The 16,048-nt window shown below is 64.7% G+C and carries 18 protein-coding genes; 7 read left to right on the plus strand and 11 right to left on the minus strand.

The window, feature by feature from the left end; translation table 11 throughout:
• Positions 1–19: 19 nt before the first annotated feature.
• The gene (locus DSM43276_RS23195; RefSeq protein WP_078298216.1) at positions 20–442 is read right to left on the minus strand and encodes a DUF5318 family protein; all 423 of its coding nucleotides are present in this window, start codon (positions 440–442) and stop codon (positions 20–22) included.
• Positions 443–572: 130 nt separating this feature from the next.
• Between DSM43276_RS23195 and DSM43276_RS23200 the strand changes: the two genes are divergently transcribed.
• From DSM43276_RS23200 to DSM43276_RS23220, 5 genes are all read left to right on the plus strand, one after another.
• The gene (locus DSM43276_RS23200; RefSeq protein WP_078328701.1) at positions 573–1,028 is read left to right on the plus strand and encodes a hypothetical protein; all 456 of its coding nucleotides are present in this window, start codon (positions 573–575) and stop codon (positions 1,026–1,028) included.
• 25 nt (positions 1,029–1,053) lie between these two features.
• Complete coding sequence (locus tag DSM43276_RS23205; protein WP_078328702.1) at positions 1,054–1,839, plus strand: DUF1707 SHOCT-like domain-containing protein; 786 nt, start codon at positions 1,054–1,056, stop codon at positions 1,837–1,839.
• 28 nt (positions 1,840–1,867) lie between these two features.
• Entirely contained in the window at positions 1,868–2,713 is an 846-nt protein-coding gene (locus DSM43276_RS23210; protein WP_078328703.1) for a DUF1707 SHOCT-like domain-containing protein, read from the plus strand.
• Between the two features lie 102 nt (positions 2,714–2,815).
• Positions 2,816–3,361 carry a PadR family transcriptional regulator gene (locus DSM43276_RS23215; protein ID WP_078328780.1) on the plus strand — a complete coding sequence of 182 codons (546 nt, stop codon included), beginning with the start codon at positions 2,816–2,818 and terminating at the stop codon, positions 3,359–3,361.
• A 29-nt stretch (positions 3,362–3,390) separates the two neighbouring features.
• A complete protein-coding gene (locus DSM43276_RS23220) occupies positions 3,391–4,482 on the plus strand; it encodes an inositol-3-phosphate synthase (protein ID WP_078289988.1) in 1,092 nt (363 codons plus the stop codon).
• 53 nt (positions 4,483–4,535) lie between these two features.
• Here DSM43276_RS23220 and DSM43276_RS23225 read toward each other — a convergent pair whose 3' ends face one another.
• Entirely contained in the window at positions 4,536–5,369 is an 834-nt protein-coding gene (locus DSM43276_RS23225; protein WP_078328704.1) for a TIGR03619 family F420-dependent LLM class oxidoreductase, read from the minus strand.
• A gap of 103 nt (positions 5,370–5,472) precedes the next feature.
• Between DSM43276_RS23225 and DSM43276_RS23230 the strand changes: the two genes are divergently transcribed.
• Positions 5,473–6,861 (plus strand): amino acid permease, encoded by a 1,389-nt coding sequence (locus tag DSM43276_RS23230; RefSeq protein WP_078328705.1) that lies wholly within the window; start codon positions 5,473–5,475, stop codon positions 6,859–6,861.
• Here DSM43276_RS23230 and DSM43276_RS23235 read toward each other — a convergent pair.
• The 9 genes from DSM43276_RS23235 to pdhA all read right to left on the minus strand — a co-directional run bounded on the left by DSM43276_RS23235 (position 6,851) and on the right by pdhA (position 15,410).
• Entirely contained in the window at positions 6,851–7,900 is a 1,050-nt protein-coding gene (locus DSM43276_RS23235) for a phosphotransferase family protein (protein WP_078328706.1), read from the minus strand. The two genes, DSM43276_RS23230 and DSM43276_RS23235, sit on opposite strands and share 11 nt — an antisense overlap.
• On the minus strand, positions 7,900–9,189 hold the full coding sequence (locus tag DSM43276_RS23240) for an acyl-CoA dehydrogenase family protein (RefSeq protein WP_078328707.1): 1,290 nt from the start codon (positions 9,187–9,189) through the stop codon (positions 7,900–7,902). Before DSM43276_RS23240 ends, DSM43276_RS23235 begins: the two co-directional genes overlap by 1 nt.
• A gap of 1 nt (position 9,190) precedes the next feature.
• Entirely contained in the window at positions 9,191–9,844 is a 654-nt protein-coding gene (locus tag DSM43276_RS23245; RefSeq protein WP_078328708.1) for a TetR/AcrR family transcriptional regulator, read from the minus strand.
• Entirely contained in the window at positions 9,841–10,578 is a 738-nt protein-coding gene (locus DSM43276_RS23250) for an SDR family NAD(P)-dependent oxidoreductase (RefSeq protein ID WP_078328781.1), read from the minus strand. The genes DSM43276_RS23245 and DSM43276_RS23250 overlap by 4 nt, the downstream gene beginning before the upstream one ends.
• A gap of 76 nt (positions 10,579–10,654) precedes the next feature.
• Positions 10,655–11,335: a sensor domain-containing protein gene (locus tag DSM43276_RS23255; RefSeq protein ID WP_078328709.1), complete on the minus strand. Its 681-nt coding sequence runs from the start codon at positions 11,333–11,335 to the stop codon at positions 10,655–10,657.
• A complete protein-coding gene (locus tag DSM43276_RS23260; protein ID WP_078328710.1) occupies positions 11,335–12,018 on the minus strand; it encodes a sensor domain-containing protein in 684 nt (227 codons plus the stop codon). The genes DSM43276_RS23255 and DSM43276_RS23260 overlap by 1 nt, the downstream gene beginning before the upstream one ends.
• Positions 12,019–12,068: 50 nt before the next feature.
• Positions 12,069–13,340 (minus strand): dihydrolipoamide acetyltransferase family protein, encoded by a 1,272-nt coding sequence (locus DSM43276_RS23265; RefSeq protein WP_078328711.1) that lies wholly within the window; start codon positions 13,338–13,340, stop codon positions 12,069–12,071.
• A 16-nt stretch (positions 13,341–13,356) separates the two neighbouring features.
• Positions 13,357–14,319 (minus strand): alpha-ketoacid dehydrogenase subunit beta, encoded by a 963-nt coding sequence (locus DSM43276_RS23270; protein ID WP_211196787.1) that lies wholly within the window; start codon positions 14,317–14,319, stop codon positions 13,357–13,359.
• Between the two features lie 11 nt (positions 14,320–14,330).
• Positions 14,331–15,410, minus strand: coding sequence for a pyruvate dehydrogenase (acetyl-transferring) E1 component subunit alpha (gene pdhA / locus DSM43276_RS23275; RefSeq protein ID WP_078328713.1), 1,080 nt, complete (start codon positions 15,408–15,410; stop codon positions 14,331–14,333).
• A 163-nt stretch (positions 15,411–15,573) separates the two neighbouring features.
• Between pdhA and DSM43276_RS23280 the strand changes: the two genes are divergently transcribed.
• Entirely contained in the window at positions 15,574–16,047 is a 474-nt protein-coding gene (locus DSM43276_RS23280) for an Lrp/AsnC family transcriptional regulator (RefSeq protein ID WP_078328714.1), read from the plus strand.
• Position 16,048 lies beyond the last annotated feature (1 nt).

Below are 16,048 nucleotides of genomic sequence, written 5' to 3' on the forward strand. Positions count from 1 at the left end.
GCCGCCCTCACCTTGTGGCCTATTCACTGGCCGTCCGGGCACGAGTTGTCCGCTGACGTGGGGTGGTCCCCTTCGGCGCCGGCAGGGCGCCCATGACATACGACTTCACCAAATGATTCCAACTGCAGGTCCGGCATACCTCGACAACGTGCACGGCGAACTCCGAGAACCGAGTGGCCAGCATCACGAGTTCCTCGGCCGAACGGGCCGAGCCGGATACCGCTCCCAAGTGCTCACCGAAAACCCACGACACCAGCGTCAGTTGCTCCTTGCGGCAGATCGGACACACCACCGCACTCGATTTGCCGTGAAACTTAGCCGCGCGGAGCAGGTACGGGTTCGCGTCGCAGACTTCGGTCACCCCGGTACGCCCGGAATAGACCTCGGCCAGCAGGGATCGTCGCTTGAGCGCGTAATCCACCACCTGTCTCTGCAATCGCACGGTAACCAGAGTACGTCCGATTACGCGCAGGCAGACCCCGGGCCACACAGACAGCATGTCCTTTGCGAAGCCGAACTCTCTCTGCGTTCCACTCGTTACGATTGACCGGTCGTCAACAAGAGGGGGCAGGGTGACATTTCCTCGACTTTCGCCGGTGCTTGTCGGCTTTGCGGTTATCGCCGTGATCACATCCGGGTGCGGGAAATCTGCCGACACCACACCCACGCACGCAGCCACCTCAACGGCTACGTCGACGACGCGGCCGGTCCCGGTCGACGGTCCCGCGGTGACCGCCTCCGCACCGGTGGGAGTCAAGGGCACCGGCAAGGTCGTCGGATCTGCGGTCCTGAAAGTGATCGGCGCCGGGACGGCGACCGTCACCTGGAAGGAAAACGGCGGCCCCGCGCACATCGAGAAGGACGTCTCGCTGCCCTGGGAGCACACCATCGACGTTGTCGAGGAAGCGAACTCCGAAGTCCGGGCCGACGGCACCGGCGCCACCGGCTGCACCATCACGATGGGCGACATGCTGGTCTCGTTTAAGAACGAGCCGAACCCGGTCTGCGAGTTCGCGTACTGGGGCTGATTCCCCCCACTCTACGATTCCTCGCATGGCGACCCGTGCCAAGGACTCTGACCGAGACGTCACGTGCAAGGCACTCGATGCCGCCTTTGGTGAGGGCCAGATCTCCTCGGAGGAACATCGCCAACGGATCGCCGTGGCCACCTCTGCGCAGACTCTCGGTGAACTCAACGGCGTGGTCTCCGATCTGCAGATCGCCGCCCTCCCCGCCTACGCACCCGCACCGCGGCCGCAGCGGCGCCGCTGGCCGGCGATCGTTGTCACCGCCGTCATCGCTGCCGCCGCCGGAGCCGGGGTGGGGAGCTACACGACGCGGCCGGTGCCACCGGACCCGGGCGCGGTCGCCGACGGCGTCGCTCCCGTGGTGATCGCGCCGACCAAACTGTTCTCCGTCCAGGGCCTATCGGGCCTACTGGACCAGATGCGCGCCAAGTTCGGCGACACCGTCGGCATCGAACTGACCGTCCGCTCGAACAACGCATCGCTGGTTCGCATCGAGCCCGCGGATCCGAACCTGCCCATCACCTACCCGTATCAGGGCGGGTTCCGCGACGGTGGTGCGATGCCCGGCACCTGGCGCGACGTCAGGATCGGGGATCTGAGCCGGTTCGATCCGGCCAAGATCGTCGGCGTCCTGCGCGGAGCTCCCGAGACCCTGAATGTGCCCGCCGCCGGCGACGGCGGGACCGTCATGGTGATCAAGCCCAACGACGAGGGCGTCGACATCACCATCACCGTCTCGGAGCGGGACCGCACCGGACGGATGGTCGTCGCGGGTAACGGTGAACCCAAAGAGGTAGCGCCCGCATCCTGAGCATCAAGATCGCTCTACGATTCCTCGCATGGCGACAGGCATCCGGGCCAAGGACAGTGACCGCAACGACACCTGCAAGCTGCTCGACGATGCGCTGAGCGACGGCCAGCTGTCCATGGAGGAACATCGCGAACGCGTGGCGACCGCCACCACCGCCGCCACACTCGCACAGCTCACCTCGCTGGTCTCGGACCTGCAGAACTCCAAAGCGTCCGCGGGCATGCCCGTTCTCAAGCGGCCGCAGCAGCCCCGGTGGCGGCGGTGGTACATACCTGCCGGTGTGTCCGCCGCGCTGGTTCTCGTGGGTGTGCTCGTCGGTTGGGGCGCTTATGGCAATACCAGCTCCCCCTTGGACTTCACCGCCGACCCGGGCGCCAAGCCCGACGGTGTGGCGCCCATCGTGCTGACGCCGCCGCGTCAACTGATGTCACTGGGTGGTCTGACTGGACTGTTTGAACAGATGCGCCAAAAATTCGGGGACACCACGGGATACGAACTGAACATCTACGGGGACTACGCCCTGCTCACCCGGCCAGATCCTCGTGAACCGCGCCGGACGCTGCGGTACCGCTACGACGGCGGCTGGGACCATCCCGACGACGACAGTGGGTCGCATGCCGACCACGTGGTGGACCTCGCCAAATTCGACGTCAAGACCATCGTGGGCATCCTGCGCGGCGCGCCCGAAACCCTCGGCATCAAGGCCAGCGAGGTGAAGAACACCTACCTGTTCATCAAGCCCAGCGAGGACAAGACCGCACCGCCGGACACCGTACAGATCGACATTTCGATCAGCGGTGAGTTCCAGAACGGCTCGATCTACGTCAATCCCGACGGCAGTCCCATTCGGACCATGTATCCAACCGACAGGTAAACCCTCCCCCGTGTGGCGCCCGCATATATCGCGGCGATACTATGGCCCGATCGGTGCACGAGAGATGCTCCGGCGTCATACACGGTGTTGGGAGGTGACTTCATGTTGGAACTGGCGATCCTCGGCTTACTGCTTGAGTCACCCATGCACGGCTACGAGCTGCGCAAGCGCCTGACCGGCCTGCTGGGCGCCTTTCGGGCCTTCTCCTACGGCTCGCTGTACCCGGCCCTGCGCCGCATGCAAGCCGACGGGCTCATCGAAGAGGACTCCGCGCCCGCGGGCACCACGGTGCTGCTTCGCGGCAAGCGGGTCTATCAGATGACGGCCGCCGGCCGCGCTCGCTTCAGCGAGCTGGTGGCGGACACCGGCCCACAGAACTACACCGACGACGGCTTCGGTGTGCACCTGGCATTCTTCAACCGCACCCCGGCCGAGGCCCGGATGCGCATCCTCGAAGGCCGCCGCCGTCAGGTGGAGGAACGCCGGGAAGGTCTGCGCGAGGCCGTCACCCGGGCAAGCAGTTCGTTCGACCGATACACGAAGCAGTTACACCAGCTTGGCCTGGAATCCAGTGAACGAGAAGTGAAGTGGCTCAACGACTTGATCGCTGCCGAGCGCACCGCGCAGGCACGGGTCGAGGAGCGTTAAGTATGTCCATCGGTAAAGGAGAACCGTCCATGTCCAACAACACATCTGAGGTGCGCGTCGCCATCGTCGGCGTCGGCAACTGCGCGTCCTCGCTGGTCCAGGGTGTGCAGTACTACCAGGACGCGGACGAGAACTCCAATGTTCCCGGTCTGATGCACGTCAAGTTCGGCCAGTACCACGTGCGCGACGTGAAATTCGTCGCCGCGTTTGACGTGGATGCCAAGAAGGTCGGCTTCGATCTCTCCGAGGCCATCGCCGCTTCCGAGAACAACACCATCAAGATCGCCGACGTACCCCCGACCAACGTCCTGGTGCAGCGCGGCCCGACCCTGGACGGCATCGGCAAGTACTACGCCGAGACCATCGAGATTTCCGACGCCGAGCCCGTCGACGTCGTGAAGACGTTGAAGGACAACAACGTCGACGTCCTGGTCTCCTACCTGCCGGTCGGTTCGGAAGAGGCCGACAAGTTCTACGCGCAGTGCGCCATCGACGCCAAGGTGGCGTTCGTCAACGCGCTACCGGTGTTCATCGCCTCGGACCCGGTGTGGGCCAAGAAGTTCGAGGACGCCGGTGTGCCGATCGTGGGCGACGACATCAAGAGCCAGGTGGGCGCCACCATCACCCACCGCGTGATGGCCAAGCTGTTCGAGGACCGTGGTGTCACCCTGGACCGCACCTACCAGCTCAACGTCGGCGGCAACATGGACTTCAAGAACATGCTCGAACGTGAGCGTCTGGAGTCCAAGAAGGTCTCCAAGACCCAGGCCGTCACCTCGAACCTGAACGGCTCGCTGGCCGACAAGGTGTACGACAAGAACGTGCACATCGGCCCGTCCGACTATGTCGCGTGGCTCGACGACCGCAAGTGGGCCTACGTCCGCCTGGAAGGCCGCGCCTTCGGTGACGTGCCGCTGAACCTCGAATACAAGCTTGAGGTCTGGGACTCCCCCAACTCCGCCGGCATCATCATCGACGCGGTGCGTGCTGCGAAGATCGCGCTTGACCGTGGACTCGGTGGACCGATCCTCCCGGCCTCGGCCTACCTGATGAAGAGCCCGCCGAAGCAGCTCGCCGACGACGTCGCGCGTGTCCAGCTGGAGCAGTTCATCGAGGGCTGAGCGCTCACGTACTCCTCAACGCGGAGGGCATACCCGACGGTATGCCCTCCGCGTTATTTTTTGGCGCGCAATCGATTCGCGATCGCAGCGAGTCGGTCGAGCTCCGCCAGGGTTTTCGTCTCACTCCGCGGATCCAGGTGAAACAGCACCCGATCTACGCCGGCGTCCAGATACTCCGCGGCGACCCGCTCGTCCCCGTCCGTGCCGCTCACGCTGACGGGCAGGTCCGCCCGACCATGCTCGGCGAACCTGCGGCGCGCCTCGCGCACGTCCCCGGGCGTGGACGTCGCCGCGTAGGGCAGCCAGCCATCACCCAGCCGCCCCGCACGCCGCTGCGCGGCCCGGCTCGGGCCGCCGACGTAGATCGGGATGGGCGATGGCGGACGCGGACTCGCTACGACAGGCCCGAAATCCACATACTCTCCGTGGAATTCGGCTACCTCGTCGGTCCACAGCAGCTTCAGTGCGGCCAACTGCTCGTCGACTTTCGCACCGCGTACCTTCGGGTCGGCGCCGTGGTTGCGCAGCTCGCCCAGATTCCACCCGACACCGACGCCGAGCACCGCACGGCCACCCGACAACGTCGCCAGGGTCGCCCACGCCTTGGCGGTGTGCAGCACATCGCGCTGGGGTAGCAACGCGACTCCGGACCCGACCACAAGCCGTTCGGTGGCCGCGACCGCGTAGGCCAGCACCACGGGAAGGTCCCGGATCAACGGAAGCCGGGCACGAAAGTCCGCATCGATCTCATCGGGTGTGTCGACCGGGAAGTACGAGTGGTCATCGAACAACAGCCAATCGAACCCGCGTTCCTCTACCGCGCGGGCGAGCACGTCCGGGCTCACGTATCCATCGGCCGATGAGGTGGAGATACCGAAGTGACTCACGACCTCCAGGAACCTCCCGCAGGCCCCCGAAATTCCTGGCAACGCGCTGCACGATCTGGTTACGGGGTGCAACATCGACCTACCCGGCTGAAGGAGACACCCCATGGGCACCACGGCGGAAGCGCCCGATGGCGGCGGTCTGCAGCACTCGCTGCAGAAGCGCCACCTGACGATGATCGCGATCGGCGGCGTGATCGGTGCCGGTCTGTTCGTCGGGTCCGGTGCGACCATCAAGGCCGCCGGACCGGCTGCCTTCCTCACCTATGCCATTACCGGCGTGCTCATCGTGCTGGTGATGCGCATGCTCGGCGAGATGGCCGTGGCGAATCCGTCAACCGGCTCCTTCGCCGACTACAGCCGCCGTGCACTCGGTGATTGGGCGGGATTCTCGGTCGGCTGGCTTTACTGGTACTTCTGGGTGATCGTTGTCGGATTCGAGGCGGTGGCCGGCGGCAAGATCGTCCAAGATTGGTGGCCGCATACTCCCCTGTGGCTCATCGCACTCGTCCTCATGGTGGCCATGACCGGCACCAACCTCTTCTCGGTGCGCTCCTATGGCGAATTCGAATACTGGTTCGCGAGCGTGAAAGTCCTTGCCATCATCGCTTTTCTGGTCCTCGGCACGCTGTTCGTCGTGGGCTGGTGGCCGGATAAGCAGATGGACTTCTCCAACCTCACCAAGGGCGGGTTCGCACCGAACGGCACCGGTGCGATCTTCTCCGCCATCGTCGTCGTGGTGTTCTCCATGGTCGGCCCGGAAATTGCCACCATCGCGGCCGCCGAATCCAAGGACCCCGCGCGGGCCATCAGCAGGGCCACTAACTCGGTCATCTACCGAATTGGGCTCTTCTTCGTGGGATCCATCTTCCTCATCGCGGTGATCGTGCCATGGGACAGTCCGACCCTGGGCACCTCGCCCTTCGTCACCGCATTCAAGACCATGGGAATTCCGCACGCCGACAACATCATGCGGATCGTGGTGCTCACCGCCGTACTGTCCTGTCTCAATTCAGCGATGTATACCGCCTCCCGCATGCTGTTCGTGTTGGCAGGACGGGGCGAGGCACCACGCAGCTGGCTACGCGTCAACTCTCGCGGCGTTCCCATGCACGCCATCCTGGCGTCCTCGTTCATCGGATTCGTCTGCGTAATACTCGCCTACGTCGCCGAGGACACCGTATTTCTGTTCCTGCTCAATTCCTCCGGCGCGGTAATCCTCTTTGTGTACTTCATGATTGCGATATCGCAGCTGGTGCTCCGGCCCCGCACACCCCCGGAGAAGCTGATCGTCAAGATGTGGGGCTACCCGGTGTTGACGATTCTCACCGCGGGCGCCATCGTGGCGATTCTGGTTGCCATGGGCTTTCAGGACGGCACCCGGTCGCAGCTGTGGGCCAGTCTGCTGTCCTGGGCGGTGATCCTGATCGCCTTCGTGGTGCTGAGGCTGACCCGGCGACGCGACCCGTTACCCGAGGAGCCGGTCACCCGGTAATCGCCACCGCCCGCCCGAACAGTTGCAGGGTCAGACCGTGGAGGTAATCACCCACCGCCACAGGCGCTTTCCCGGCGAACGCACGGGCATGCGTACCCTCCAGGATGATGCCCAGCTTGAAGCAGGCCAGCACCGTATACCAGTCCATCGCACTCAGATCACGATCCGTGCGTTCGGCGTAGTGTGCGACGAGCTCCTCGGGCGTGGGCAGGTTCCCGGCCTGTACGAGTGCTCCACCCAGTGACGCATCGTCGGTCTCCGACGGCCAGGTCGCCAGCAGCCACCCCAAATCCAACAGCGGGTCGCCGATGGTCGACATTTCCCAGTCCACGATCGCCGCCAACTGCGGGCCATCGTGACGGAACATCATGTTGGCCAGGTGGAAATCGCCGTGCATGATTCCCGGCTTCCACAGCGACGGCCGATGCTGCTCAAGCCAATCCGCGACGGACTGCAGGCCCGGGATGTCCGGGCCTGGATATCCCTCATGCTTGGCATACGAGTCGAGCTCCTTGAGCCAGCGCGGCACCTGGCGCTCCAGGAAGCCGTCGGGATTGCCGTAGCCGTCCAGTCCCAGCGTCTGGTAGTCCAGCGCGCCCAGCGCAGCAATACCGCTGACCGCCTCCAATCCCATCTGATGCCGGACATCCGCACTGCCGGCATGCAACTCCGGCAGGGTAACCGAGGCATTGAATCCGTCGACCGGCTCCATCAGGTAGAACACCGCGCCACCCAGCACCGTCTCGTCGACGCAGGCCGCAATGAGTTCCGGCGCCGGAACTCCTTGCCCGCGTAATGCTCCCAGCAATCGTGCCTCGCGGCGGATCACATTGTTGCTGGCCTCACGCAGGTGCTTCGGCGGCCGCCGCAACACGTACTCGCGGCCGCCCCGGGTGAACCGCACCATGATGTTCTGAGTGCCTCCCGTGATCGCGGAGATATCCACAACCTCACCCACGGGGAGCCCTTGCTCGTCCATCCAGCGCGAAACAGTATCGAAGTCAACGCTTTTCGGATCTACATGCTGCGGCGCGGCCATTACAGGTTGCCCACCCGGTGCTCGAGCCGGGCCGCCACATGCGCCCGTGCCTTCTCCGTCAGCGCTGGGATGTGGCTCGGCGGGAACAACCCCTCGTACGGGGTGTAGTCCTTGAGTACCTCCTTGGCGATGGTCACCTTATGCACCTCGGTCGGGCCGTCGACCAGACCCATCACCTCCGAGTACAGGAACATCTTGGCCAGCGGCATCTCCTCGGACACCCCGAGCGAGCCGTGCAGATGCAGCGCGCGCTGGGCGACATCGTGCATGACCTTCGGCATGGCGGCCTTGATGGCCGCTATGTCCTTGCGCACCCTGAGGTAGTCCTGGTGCTTGTCGATCAGCCAGGCGGTACGGAGCACCAACAGGCGGAACGACTCCATCTCGATCCAGCTGTCGGCGATGCGCTCCTGCGTCATCTGCAGTTTGGCGATGGTGCCGCCACGCGCTTCCCGGCTGATGACACGCTCACACATCATGTCGAATGCCTTGCGCACCTGGGCCACCGTGCGCATGGCGTGGTGCACGCGACCGCCCCCGAGACGGGTCTGCGCGATCACGAACGCGGCGCCCTCGGCACCCAGCATGTTCTCGGCGGGAATCCGGGCGTTGGTAAAGCGGGTATATGCCTCGTCCTCGCTAAACCCGTGCACGGTGATGTTTCTGACGATCTCGACTCCGGGGGCGTTCGGGTCGACGATGAACATGGACATCCCCTGGTACGGACTAACGTCCGGGTTGGTGACGGCCATGACGATCCAGAAGGCGGCGTGCCGCGCTTCGGAGTTGAACCACTTCTCCCCGTTGAGGATCCACTCATCGCCGTCGCGCACTGCGGTGGTCTTGAACAACGTCGGATCGGATCCACCCTGCGGCTCGGTCATGACGTAACAGGAGCCGATGTCACCGTCCATCAGCGGCTGCAGATAGGTGGCCTTCTGGGCTGCCGTCCCGTAGTGCGCGAGGATCTCGGCATTGCCGGTGTCGGGTGCCTGACATCCAAATATCGAAGGCCCCCAGACCGACCTGCCCAGGATCTCATTGAGAAGCGCCAGCTTGAGCTGCCCGAAGCCCGGACCGCCCAGTTCGGGTCCGAGGTGGCAGGCCCACAGGCCGCGCCGCTTGACCTCTTCCTTGAGTGGACGTACGTAGTCCATGGCCTCTTTGTCGGACTTGTCGTACGGATTGGGGAACACGTAGTCGAGCGGTTCGACCTCGGTGCGGACGAACTCCTCGGCCCAGTCCAGCAGCTCCTGGTACTCCGGGTCGGTTTCGAAATCCCATGCCATGTCAGTCACTTCCTGTCGGTTCGGGTTCAACGGGACGGTTCATCTGGACACCGTCCAAAACCATGTCGGCAATGCGCTTGGCGATCTGTGCCGGGCTCTTGCCGTCGGCGCGGTACCAGACCGCCACCATGTTGAGCATCCCGAGGATCGCGTTGGTAATGAGGTGATCGGCCGTACGAAACACCCCGGCCTCGTGGCCCTCGTCGAGGACGCGCTGCCAACAGCGCTGCAATTCGTCGCGTAGTTCCTGCAGTTCCGCGGCGCGCTCACCGGTCAGCGCGGAACCGTCGCGGACCTGGATGGCGACCTGCTTGCGGTACTTGACGATGAGGATGACGTAGGAGCCGATCAGCGTGCGCAGGCGCTTGTCCGGCGCGGTGTTCATGCCCGCGATATGTGCTGCCTCGGTGAGCATCTCGTCGATGTAGCTGCGCAGGATCTCCCAGAGAAGTTCCTCTTTTGATCCGATGTGGTAGTACAACGCACCACCGCGCACACCTGCCACCGAACCGATCTCTGCGACGCCAGTAGCGTGAAATCCCTTTTCCGCGAAGAGTTCCGTTGCCACGTCCATGATCCGTCGGCGGGTCGCCGCGGCATCACCGTCGGGCGCGGGGGGCCGGCCCCGTCGCGGTTTGGCGCTGGCCTCCGTCACAGGATGCCACCATCCAAGCGAATCGTCGTTCCCGTGCAGTAGGCCGACGCTTCGCTTGCGAGATACAGTGCCGCGCCGACGATATCCTCCGGTTCACCGACACGTCGCAACGGAATGCTGGGAATGAGCGCCTCGGCGAATCCCTCCGGCCAGGCTGCCGCGATATCGGTGTTGAACAGCCCGCACTGAATCGTGTTGGCACGCACGGTCGGTCCAAAAGTATGCGACAGCCCGAGGGTCAGGGCGTTCAAACCGGCCTTGGCCGCCGCATACGGCAGCGCGGTGGCGTCGGGCCGCACCGCCTCGATCGAACTGATGTTGATGATCGAACCACCCGCCCCCGCCGCCATCCTGGTGGCGATCGATGCCGACAACCGGAACGGGCCCTTCAAGTTGACCCCGATCACCTTGTCGAACAATGCTTCCGACACCTGGTCCAGGCTGGGGTACAGCGGGGACAATCCCGCGTTGTTCACCAACACGTCCACGCGGCCGAATTCGCGGTACACCGTGTCGACCAGCTCATCGCATTGTGCCCAGGAGCTGACATTGCAGGCCACCGGGAGCGCACGGCGGCCATGCTCGGCTTCCACCTTGGCGGCCAGCTCGTTACAGGAGTCGATCTTGCGGCTCGCGATCACCACGTCGGCGCCGTGGGCCGCGAACGCCTGCACCATCGCTCGCCCCAATCCACGGCTCCCACCGGTGACGACGACGACCTTGTCCTGCAGCATCCGAGTCTCCTCCATTAATGTGGCGATCGATACATTAAAGATGCGACGCCGATAACACAAGGGCTGCTGTGATCGATCAGCGAGCGAGCTTGTCCAGCAACAACGTGAACAGCGCTTCGGTCTTGTCGTCCTCCGGATCGAGACGGCAGAACATCACCGAGGCGACGTAGTTCGCGCGCTGCCGCGCCACCAGCCGGCACGACCACGGTGAGCGGTCGGTGGTGCGCGTCCAGTTCACCTCATCATGGCCGCTGCGCACGATGCTGAGCGTCCAGCTTTCCTGGACGCCGCCCACCTCGGTAGTGCCATGCACTCCATCGCATCTGGACATGCGCTGGGCAAACTGCTCGAACTGCTGGCTCGCCGAGCTGGCGGTCTCGAACACGATGAGCGCCGTGCCGATGGTGTGTCTGCGTACCTTTCCGACGGTTTCCGAGTACGCCTGGATGCGCGCCGCGCTGAAGCTCAGGTACTGCTGCCGGGTGGCCAGGGAGTACCCGTACGCGCAGTCGGACACGGTGTTCGCCGTCGAGAGCACCGTGTCGAGCGGCGGAATGGTCTTGACCTCCGGAAGGCCCACTGCTGCACGAACATCCGATGCCGACAGCAGGCGATCTTCAAGGTCGGCCTGCCTCGGCGGCAACACCGGGTAGAGCCTCTCCGGCCTGGCGGGGGCGGCGGCCTCACCCGCGACCGCATGGGTGCACGAGGTAAACAGCGCAGACAGACTGAGCAAAATGATTGGTACCCAGCGCATTACCGTGTCTCCAAGAGCTTCATCGTCAATCGGTCCAGCACATCGCCCGCCTTGTTATCGGAACCATGGGTGCAGAACATCGACGATGCCACGAAGTTGGTCCGCTGTCGTGCGGCCATGTAGCAGGTCCAGCTCGAGTCGACCACGCTACGCGTCCAGGCCACCTCGTCGGCGGTATCGGCACTGGTGATGCTCAGAGTCCAGGCGTCGGCGGCGTCACGCCTCTTCTGCGTGGTGACGCCATCACATTGCGACATCCGGCCGGCGAATCTCCGAAACTCACGCTGCGCAGTGCGCGTATCACCGAAGACGACCAGCGCGTTCGCTACCGAGTACTCCCTGACCTCCTCGGTCTCTTGCGAGTACCCCTCAATACGCGCGGCCTCGTATCCCGAGTACTGCACGACCTCGGCAAGCGAGTAACCCAGCGCGCATGGCAGGCCGGGGTCGGTCGACCCGAACATGCCGTCTACCGGGTCCCATACCTTCAGAAGTCTCGGGAGGCCGGTAATTTCCCGAACCTCCTCGGGAGTGAGCAACCGCCCGCCGAGCTTGCCATCAACCGGCCGAATCTCTCGGCCGATGCTCCCTCTGTCCGCCGACACCAACGCCTCTCCATCGGCAATCCGCGTGCAACCAGCCAAACTAAGTGCCGCACACAACAGCGCGATACCTCGGTGCATACACACCCCCTATCCCCGCAACCCCCGATCAGGGTTTGCTAGGAGTGTAACTACACCACTAGTGCCATGCGTGGATCGGTGAGCATTGCACCCAGATCCGCGAGAAACTTCGACCCCTGCTCACCATCGACCAGTCGGTGGTCGAAGGACAGCGCCAGGGTGGTGACGTCGCGGACCGCGAGCTCGCCTTCCACCACCCACGGGCGTTTGGCGATCGAGCCCAGGGCCAGGATGGCCGCTTCACCCGGATTGATGATCGGGGTGCCCGCATCGATGCCGAACACGCCGATGTTGGTCAGCGTGAACGTTCCACCGGTCATATCGGCGGGCGCCGTCTTTCCCTCACGCGCGGTGGTCACCAACTGCGCGAAGACCGCGGCCAGCTCACGCAGCGACATCCCGCTGGCGCTCTTGACATTCGGAACCACTAGTCCGCGCTCGGTCGCGGCCGCGACGCCGAGATTCACGTAGTGCTTGATGACGATCTCGCCGGCCTGCTCATCCCAGGTGGAGTTGAGAGAGGGGTGTGACCGCAGCGTCAGCAGCACCATCCGCGCGACCAGCGTCATCGGGGTGAGCTTGAGGTCGGGGTACTTGGCCTTCAACTCGGCGAGCAGCTCCATCGTCGCAGTCATGTCGACCGTCAGGAACTCGGTGACGTGCGGCGCGGTGAAAGCGCTGCGCACCATGGCGGCGGCGGTGTGCTTACGGACGCCCGCGATGGGAATCCGCGTTTCCCCGCCCACCGGTACCGCGGGTTCCGCCTGCGGAGCGCGGGCGGTGAGGCTGCGGGTGTAGGCCTCCACATCCTGTCGGGTGATGCTGCCCCCGATCCCGGTACCGCTGATCAGGTCGAGGGTCACGCCGAGTTCGGCGGCCAGCTTGCGCACCGACGGCTTGGCAGCGGGGCGGGGCTGGTCCACGGCCGCCGGCTGCACTGTCACCGGCGCGGACGCCTCCGTCTCCTCCACCAACGCGAGCGCGGCCGACCCCGCTGCCGTGCGCCGCCGACGACGAGTCTGGCCACTCGATTCCGACGGACCGTAGCCGACAAGGTTCGCGGGCGCGTCCGGTTCGGCACCGGCCACCTCGATCGAGATCAGCGGCGACCCGACCGCAAGGGTCGAATTCTCGGCCGCCTCCAACGCCACCACGGTTCCTTCGTAGGGGGACGGCAGCTCGACCATCGCTTTCGCCGTCTCCACATCGGCGAGCACCTGGTTCAGCTTTACCTCGTCGCCGACCTTCACCTTCCAGGAGATCAGGTCGGCTTCGGTGAGCCCCTCACCGAGATCTGGGAGCAGAAACTGTTTGACTGCCATGGATTTCGCATTCCTCCTAGGCGGCGATGGCGCGATCGACGGCGTCCATCACCCGCTCCGCGTCAGGCAGGTAGTGGTGCTCCACCTTGTTGGCGGGGTACGGCAGGGCGAACCCGCCGACCCGCAGGACCGGAGCCTCCAGGTGATAGAAACACCGCTCGGTGATGCGTGCCGCGATCTCCGCACCCAATCCCATGAACACCGACGCCTCGTGAACCACCACCAGCCGCCCGGTCTTGCGTACCGACGCCTCCAGGGTCTCGAAGTCGACCGGCGAGAGGGAGCGCAGATCGACCACCTCGATCGACACACCCTCCGCGGCTGCCATATCCGCCGCGGCGGTGGCGACGGCGACCATCGGACCGTATGCGGCGATCGTGGCCGCGGTGCCGGGCCGGACGATGCGGGCGGAGGACAGCGGGAGCAGGTCTTGAGATTCGGTGCTGACCTCGCCCTTCTCCCAGTAGCGGCGCTTGGGCTCGAAGAAGATGACCGGGTCATCGCATGCCACGGACTGGCGGATCATGTCGTAAGCATCCTGCGGCGATCCGCACGCCACCACCCGCAGGCCGGCGGTGTGGGCGAAGTACGCCTCCGGCGATTCCGAATGGTGCTCCACCGCACCGATTCCACCACCAAACGGGATGCGGATGGTCAGCGGCATGCCCACCGCCCCCTTGGTCCGGTAGTGCAGCTTGGCCACCTGGCTGACGATCTGGTCAAAGGCCGGGTACACAAAGCCATCGAACTGGATCTCGCACACCGGGCGATATCCACGCATAGCCAAACCCACTGCGGTGCCGATGATTCCGGACTCGGCGAGCGGCGTATCGATGACCCGATGGTCACCGAAGTCCTTCTGCAGCCCATCGGTGACCCGGAAGACGCCACCGAGCTTGCCCACGTCCTCCCCCATGACGATCACCTTGTCGTCGTCTTCCAGGGCCGCACGCAGACCTGCGTTCAGGGCACCGGACATGGTCATTCTGGTCATGATGCGATCCCTTCGTCCTCAAAGCCCGCGAGGTATTCCAGATAGTCGCGCCGTTCCGCGGCGACAAGTGAATGTGGTTCTGCGTATACGTGATTGAACATGTCCGCGGCGGTCGGCTCGATCGTGCCGAGACATCCGGCGCGCATCTCGGCGGCGACCTTATCGGCCCTTGCCGCGATGCGCTGCTTGTCCGAATCCGTCAGGGCTCCTCGCCGCGCCAAGTACTTTTCCACCCGCGACAGCGGGTCCTTGGCACGCCACTCCTCGAGCTCGGCGGAGTTGCGGTACTTGGTGGGGTCATCGGAGGTGGTGTGCGGCCCCATCCGATAGGTGACGGCTTCGATCAGGGTGGGCCCGCTGCCCTCGCGCGCGCGTCGCAGCGCCGCCCGCGTCGTGGCCATCACCGCGAGCACATCGTTGCCGTCCACCTGAATTCCCGGCACACCGAATCCGGTGCCGCGCGCCGCCAGCGGCAGGTGGCTCTGCACCCGCACCGGCTCGCTGATGGCCCACTGGTTGTTCTGGCAGAAGAAGACAACGGGCGCACCGAAACTCGATGCGAAGGCGAACGCCTCCGATACATCGCCCTGACTGGTGGCGCCGTCGCCGAAGTACGCAATGACCGCGGTATCCGCCCCGTCGAACTTGACACCCATGGCGTATCCGGTGGCGTGCAGCGTCTGCGCGCCGACGATGATCGCGGGTGCGGTGACGTTGTGGTCGCGGGGATTCCAGCCCGACTGCGTGGAGCCCCGCCAGAACTGGAGCATGGCGGTGGGTTCGACGCCGCGGCAGTACGCGACACCGTGCTCGCGGAAGCTGGTGAAGGCGAAGTCATCATGCGCCAGCGCACGGGCAGAGCCCACCTGTGCGGCCTCCTGGCCCAGCAGCGGCGCCCACAGCGCGAGCTCACCCTGACGCTGCAGGGCCGTGGCCTCAGTGTCGATGCGCCGGACCACCACCATGTCCTCATACAGCGCGGCGAGCTGCTGGTCGCCGATATCCGCGACCAGCGGCGTGTACGCCGAATTCTCGACCCGATTGCCCTCCGGATCCAGGAGCTGGATGGTTTCCATACCCGCCTCGCTAACGAAGTGAAGCACCGCCTACCGATGACCACCACCCTGTGGTTGTGTCATGACTCACAGTGCATCAGATAGTCATACTGCGCAACCGATGCGTGTCATATTGCGCATACTGCCCATATTTGTTGCGCCATTCTGTGCGATACTGCGCGCTATGACCACTCTGGACGCCACCGACGCCAAGTTGTTACTCGCGCTCACGCAAACACCCCGCGCGTCCGGGGTGGAGCTGGCGCAGCGGCTGAATCTGTCCCGCAACACCGTGCAGGCGCGGCTGACCCGCTGGGATCAGCACGAGGCGCTAGCCGGTATCGACCACCAGATCGTGCCGCGCGCGATGGGCTATCCCATGACGGCGTATGTCACTGCGCGCATCGACCAGCATCAGCTCAGCGCCATCGGGGTGGCGCTTGCCGACGTGCCGGAGGTGGTGCAGGTGCATGGCCTGGCTGGCGCCGATGACCTGATGATCAAGGTGGTGGCGGTCGATAGCGACGACCTCTACCGCATCGCGGGGAACATTCTCGATATCCCCGGCATCACCCGAACATCCATCGCGATCGCCATGCACGAGTTAGTCGCATTCCGGATGACACCACTGCTGCGGCGCCTGGCCGGGCACGACTGAT

Source organism: Mycobacteroides salmoniphilum (assembly GCF_004924335.1).
Taxonomy (GTDB): domain Bacteria; phylum Actinomycetota; class Actinomycetes; order Mycobacteriales; family Mycobacteriaceae; genus Mycobacterium; species Mycobacterium salmoniphilum.

What these genes read in the sequence shown, in the direction of transcription:
- DSM43276_RS23205 (WP_078328702.1), top strand. Translation starts at nt 1,054, where the DNA reads ATGGCGACCCGTGCCAAGGACTCTGACCGAGACGTCACGTGCAAGGCA.
- DSM43276_RS23210 (WP_078328703.1), top strand. Translation starts at nt 1,868, where the DNA reads ATGGCGACAGGCATCCGGGCCAAGGACAGTGACCGCAACGACACCTGC.
- DSM43276_RS23215 (WP_078328780.1), top strand. Translation starts at nt 2,816, where the DNA reads ATGTTGGAACTGGCGATCCTCGGCTTACTGCTTGAGTCACCCATGCAC.
- DSM43276_RS23220 (WP_078289988.1), top strand. Translation starts at nt 3,391, where the DNA reads ATGTCCAACAACACATCTGAGGTGCGCGTCGCCATCGTCGGCGTCGGC.
- DSM43276_RS23230 (WP_078328705.1), top strand. Translation starts at nt 5,473, where the DNA reads ATGGGCACCACGGCGGAAGCGCCCGATGGCGGCGGTCTGCAGCACTCG.
- DSM43276_RS23235 (WP_078328706.1), bottom strand. Translation starts at nt 7,900, where the DNA reads ATGGCCGCGCCGCAGCATGTAGATCCGAAAAGCGTTGACTTCGATACT.
- DSM43276_RS23240 (WP_078328707.1), bottom strand. Translation starts at nt 9,189, where the DNA reads ATGGCATGGGATTTCGAAACCGACCCGGAGTACCAGGAGCTGCTGGAC.
- DSM43276_RS23250 (WP_078328781.1), bottom strand. Translation starts at nt 10,578, where the DNA reads ATGCTGCAGGACAAGGTCGTCGTCGTCACCGGTGGGAGCCGTGGATTG.
- DSM43276_RS23255 (WP_078328709.1), bottom strand. Translation starts at nt 11,335, where the DNA reads ATGCGCTGGGTACCAATCATTTTGCTCAGTCTGTCTGCGCTGTTTACC.
- DSM43276_RS23260 (WP_078328710.1), bottom strand. Translation starts at nt 12,018, where the DNA reads ATGCACCGAGGTATCGCGCTGTTGTGTGCGGCACTTAGTTTGGCTGGT.
- DSM43276_RS23265 (WP_078328711.1), bottom strand. Translation starts at nt 13,340, where the DNA reads ATGGCAGTCAAACAGTTTCTGCTCCCAGATCTCGGTGAGGGGCTCACC.
- DSM43276_RS23270 (WP_211196787.1), bottom strand. Translation starts at nt 14,319, where the DNA reads ATGTCCGGTGCCCTGAACGCAGGTCTGCGTGCGGCCCTGGAAGACGAC.
- pdhA (WP_078328713.1), bottom strand. Translation starts at nt 15,410, where the DNA reads ATGGAAACCATCCAGCTCCTGGATCCGGAGGGCAATCGGGTCGAGAAT.
- DSM43276_RS23280 (WP_078328714.1), top strand. Translation starts at nt 15,574, where the DNA reads ATGACCACTCTGGACGCCACCGACGCCAAGTTGTTACTCGCGCTCACG.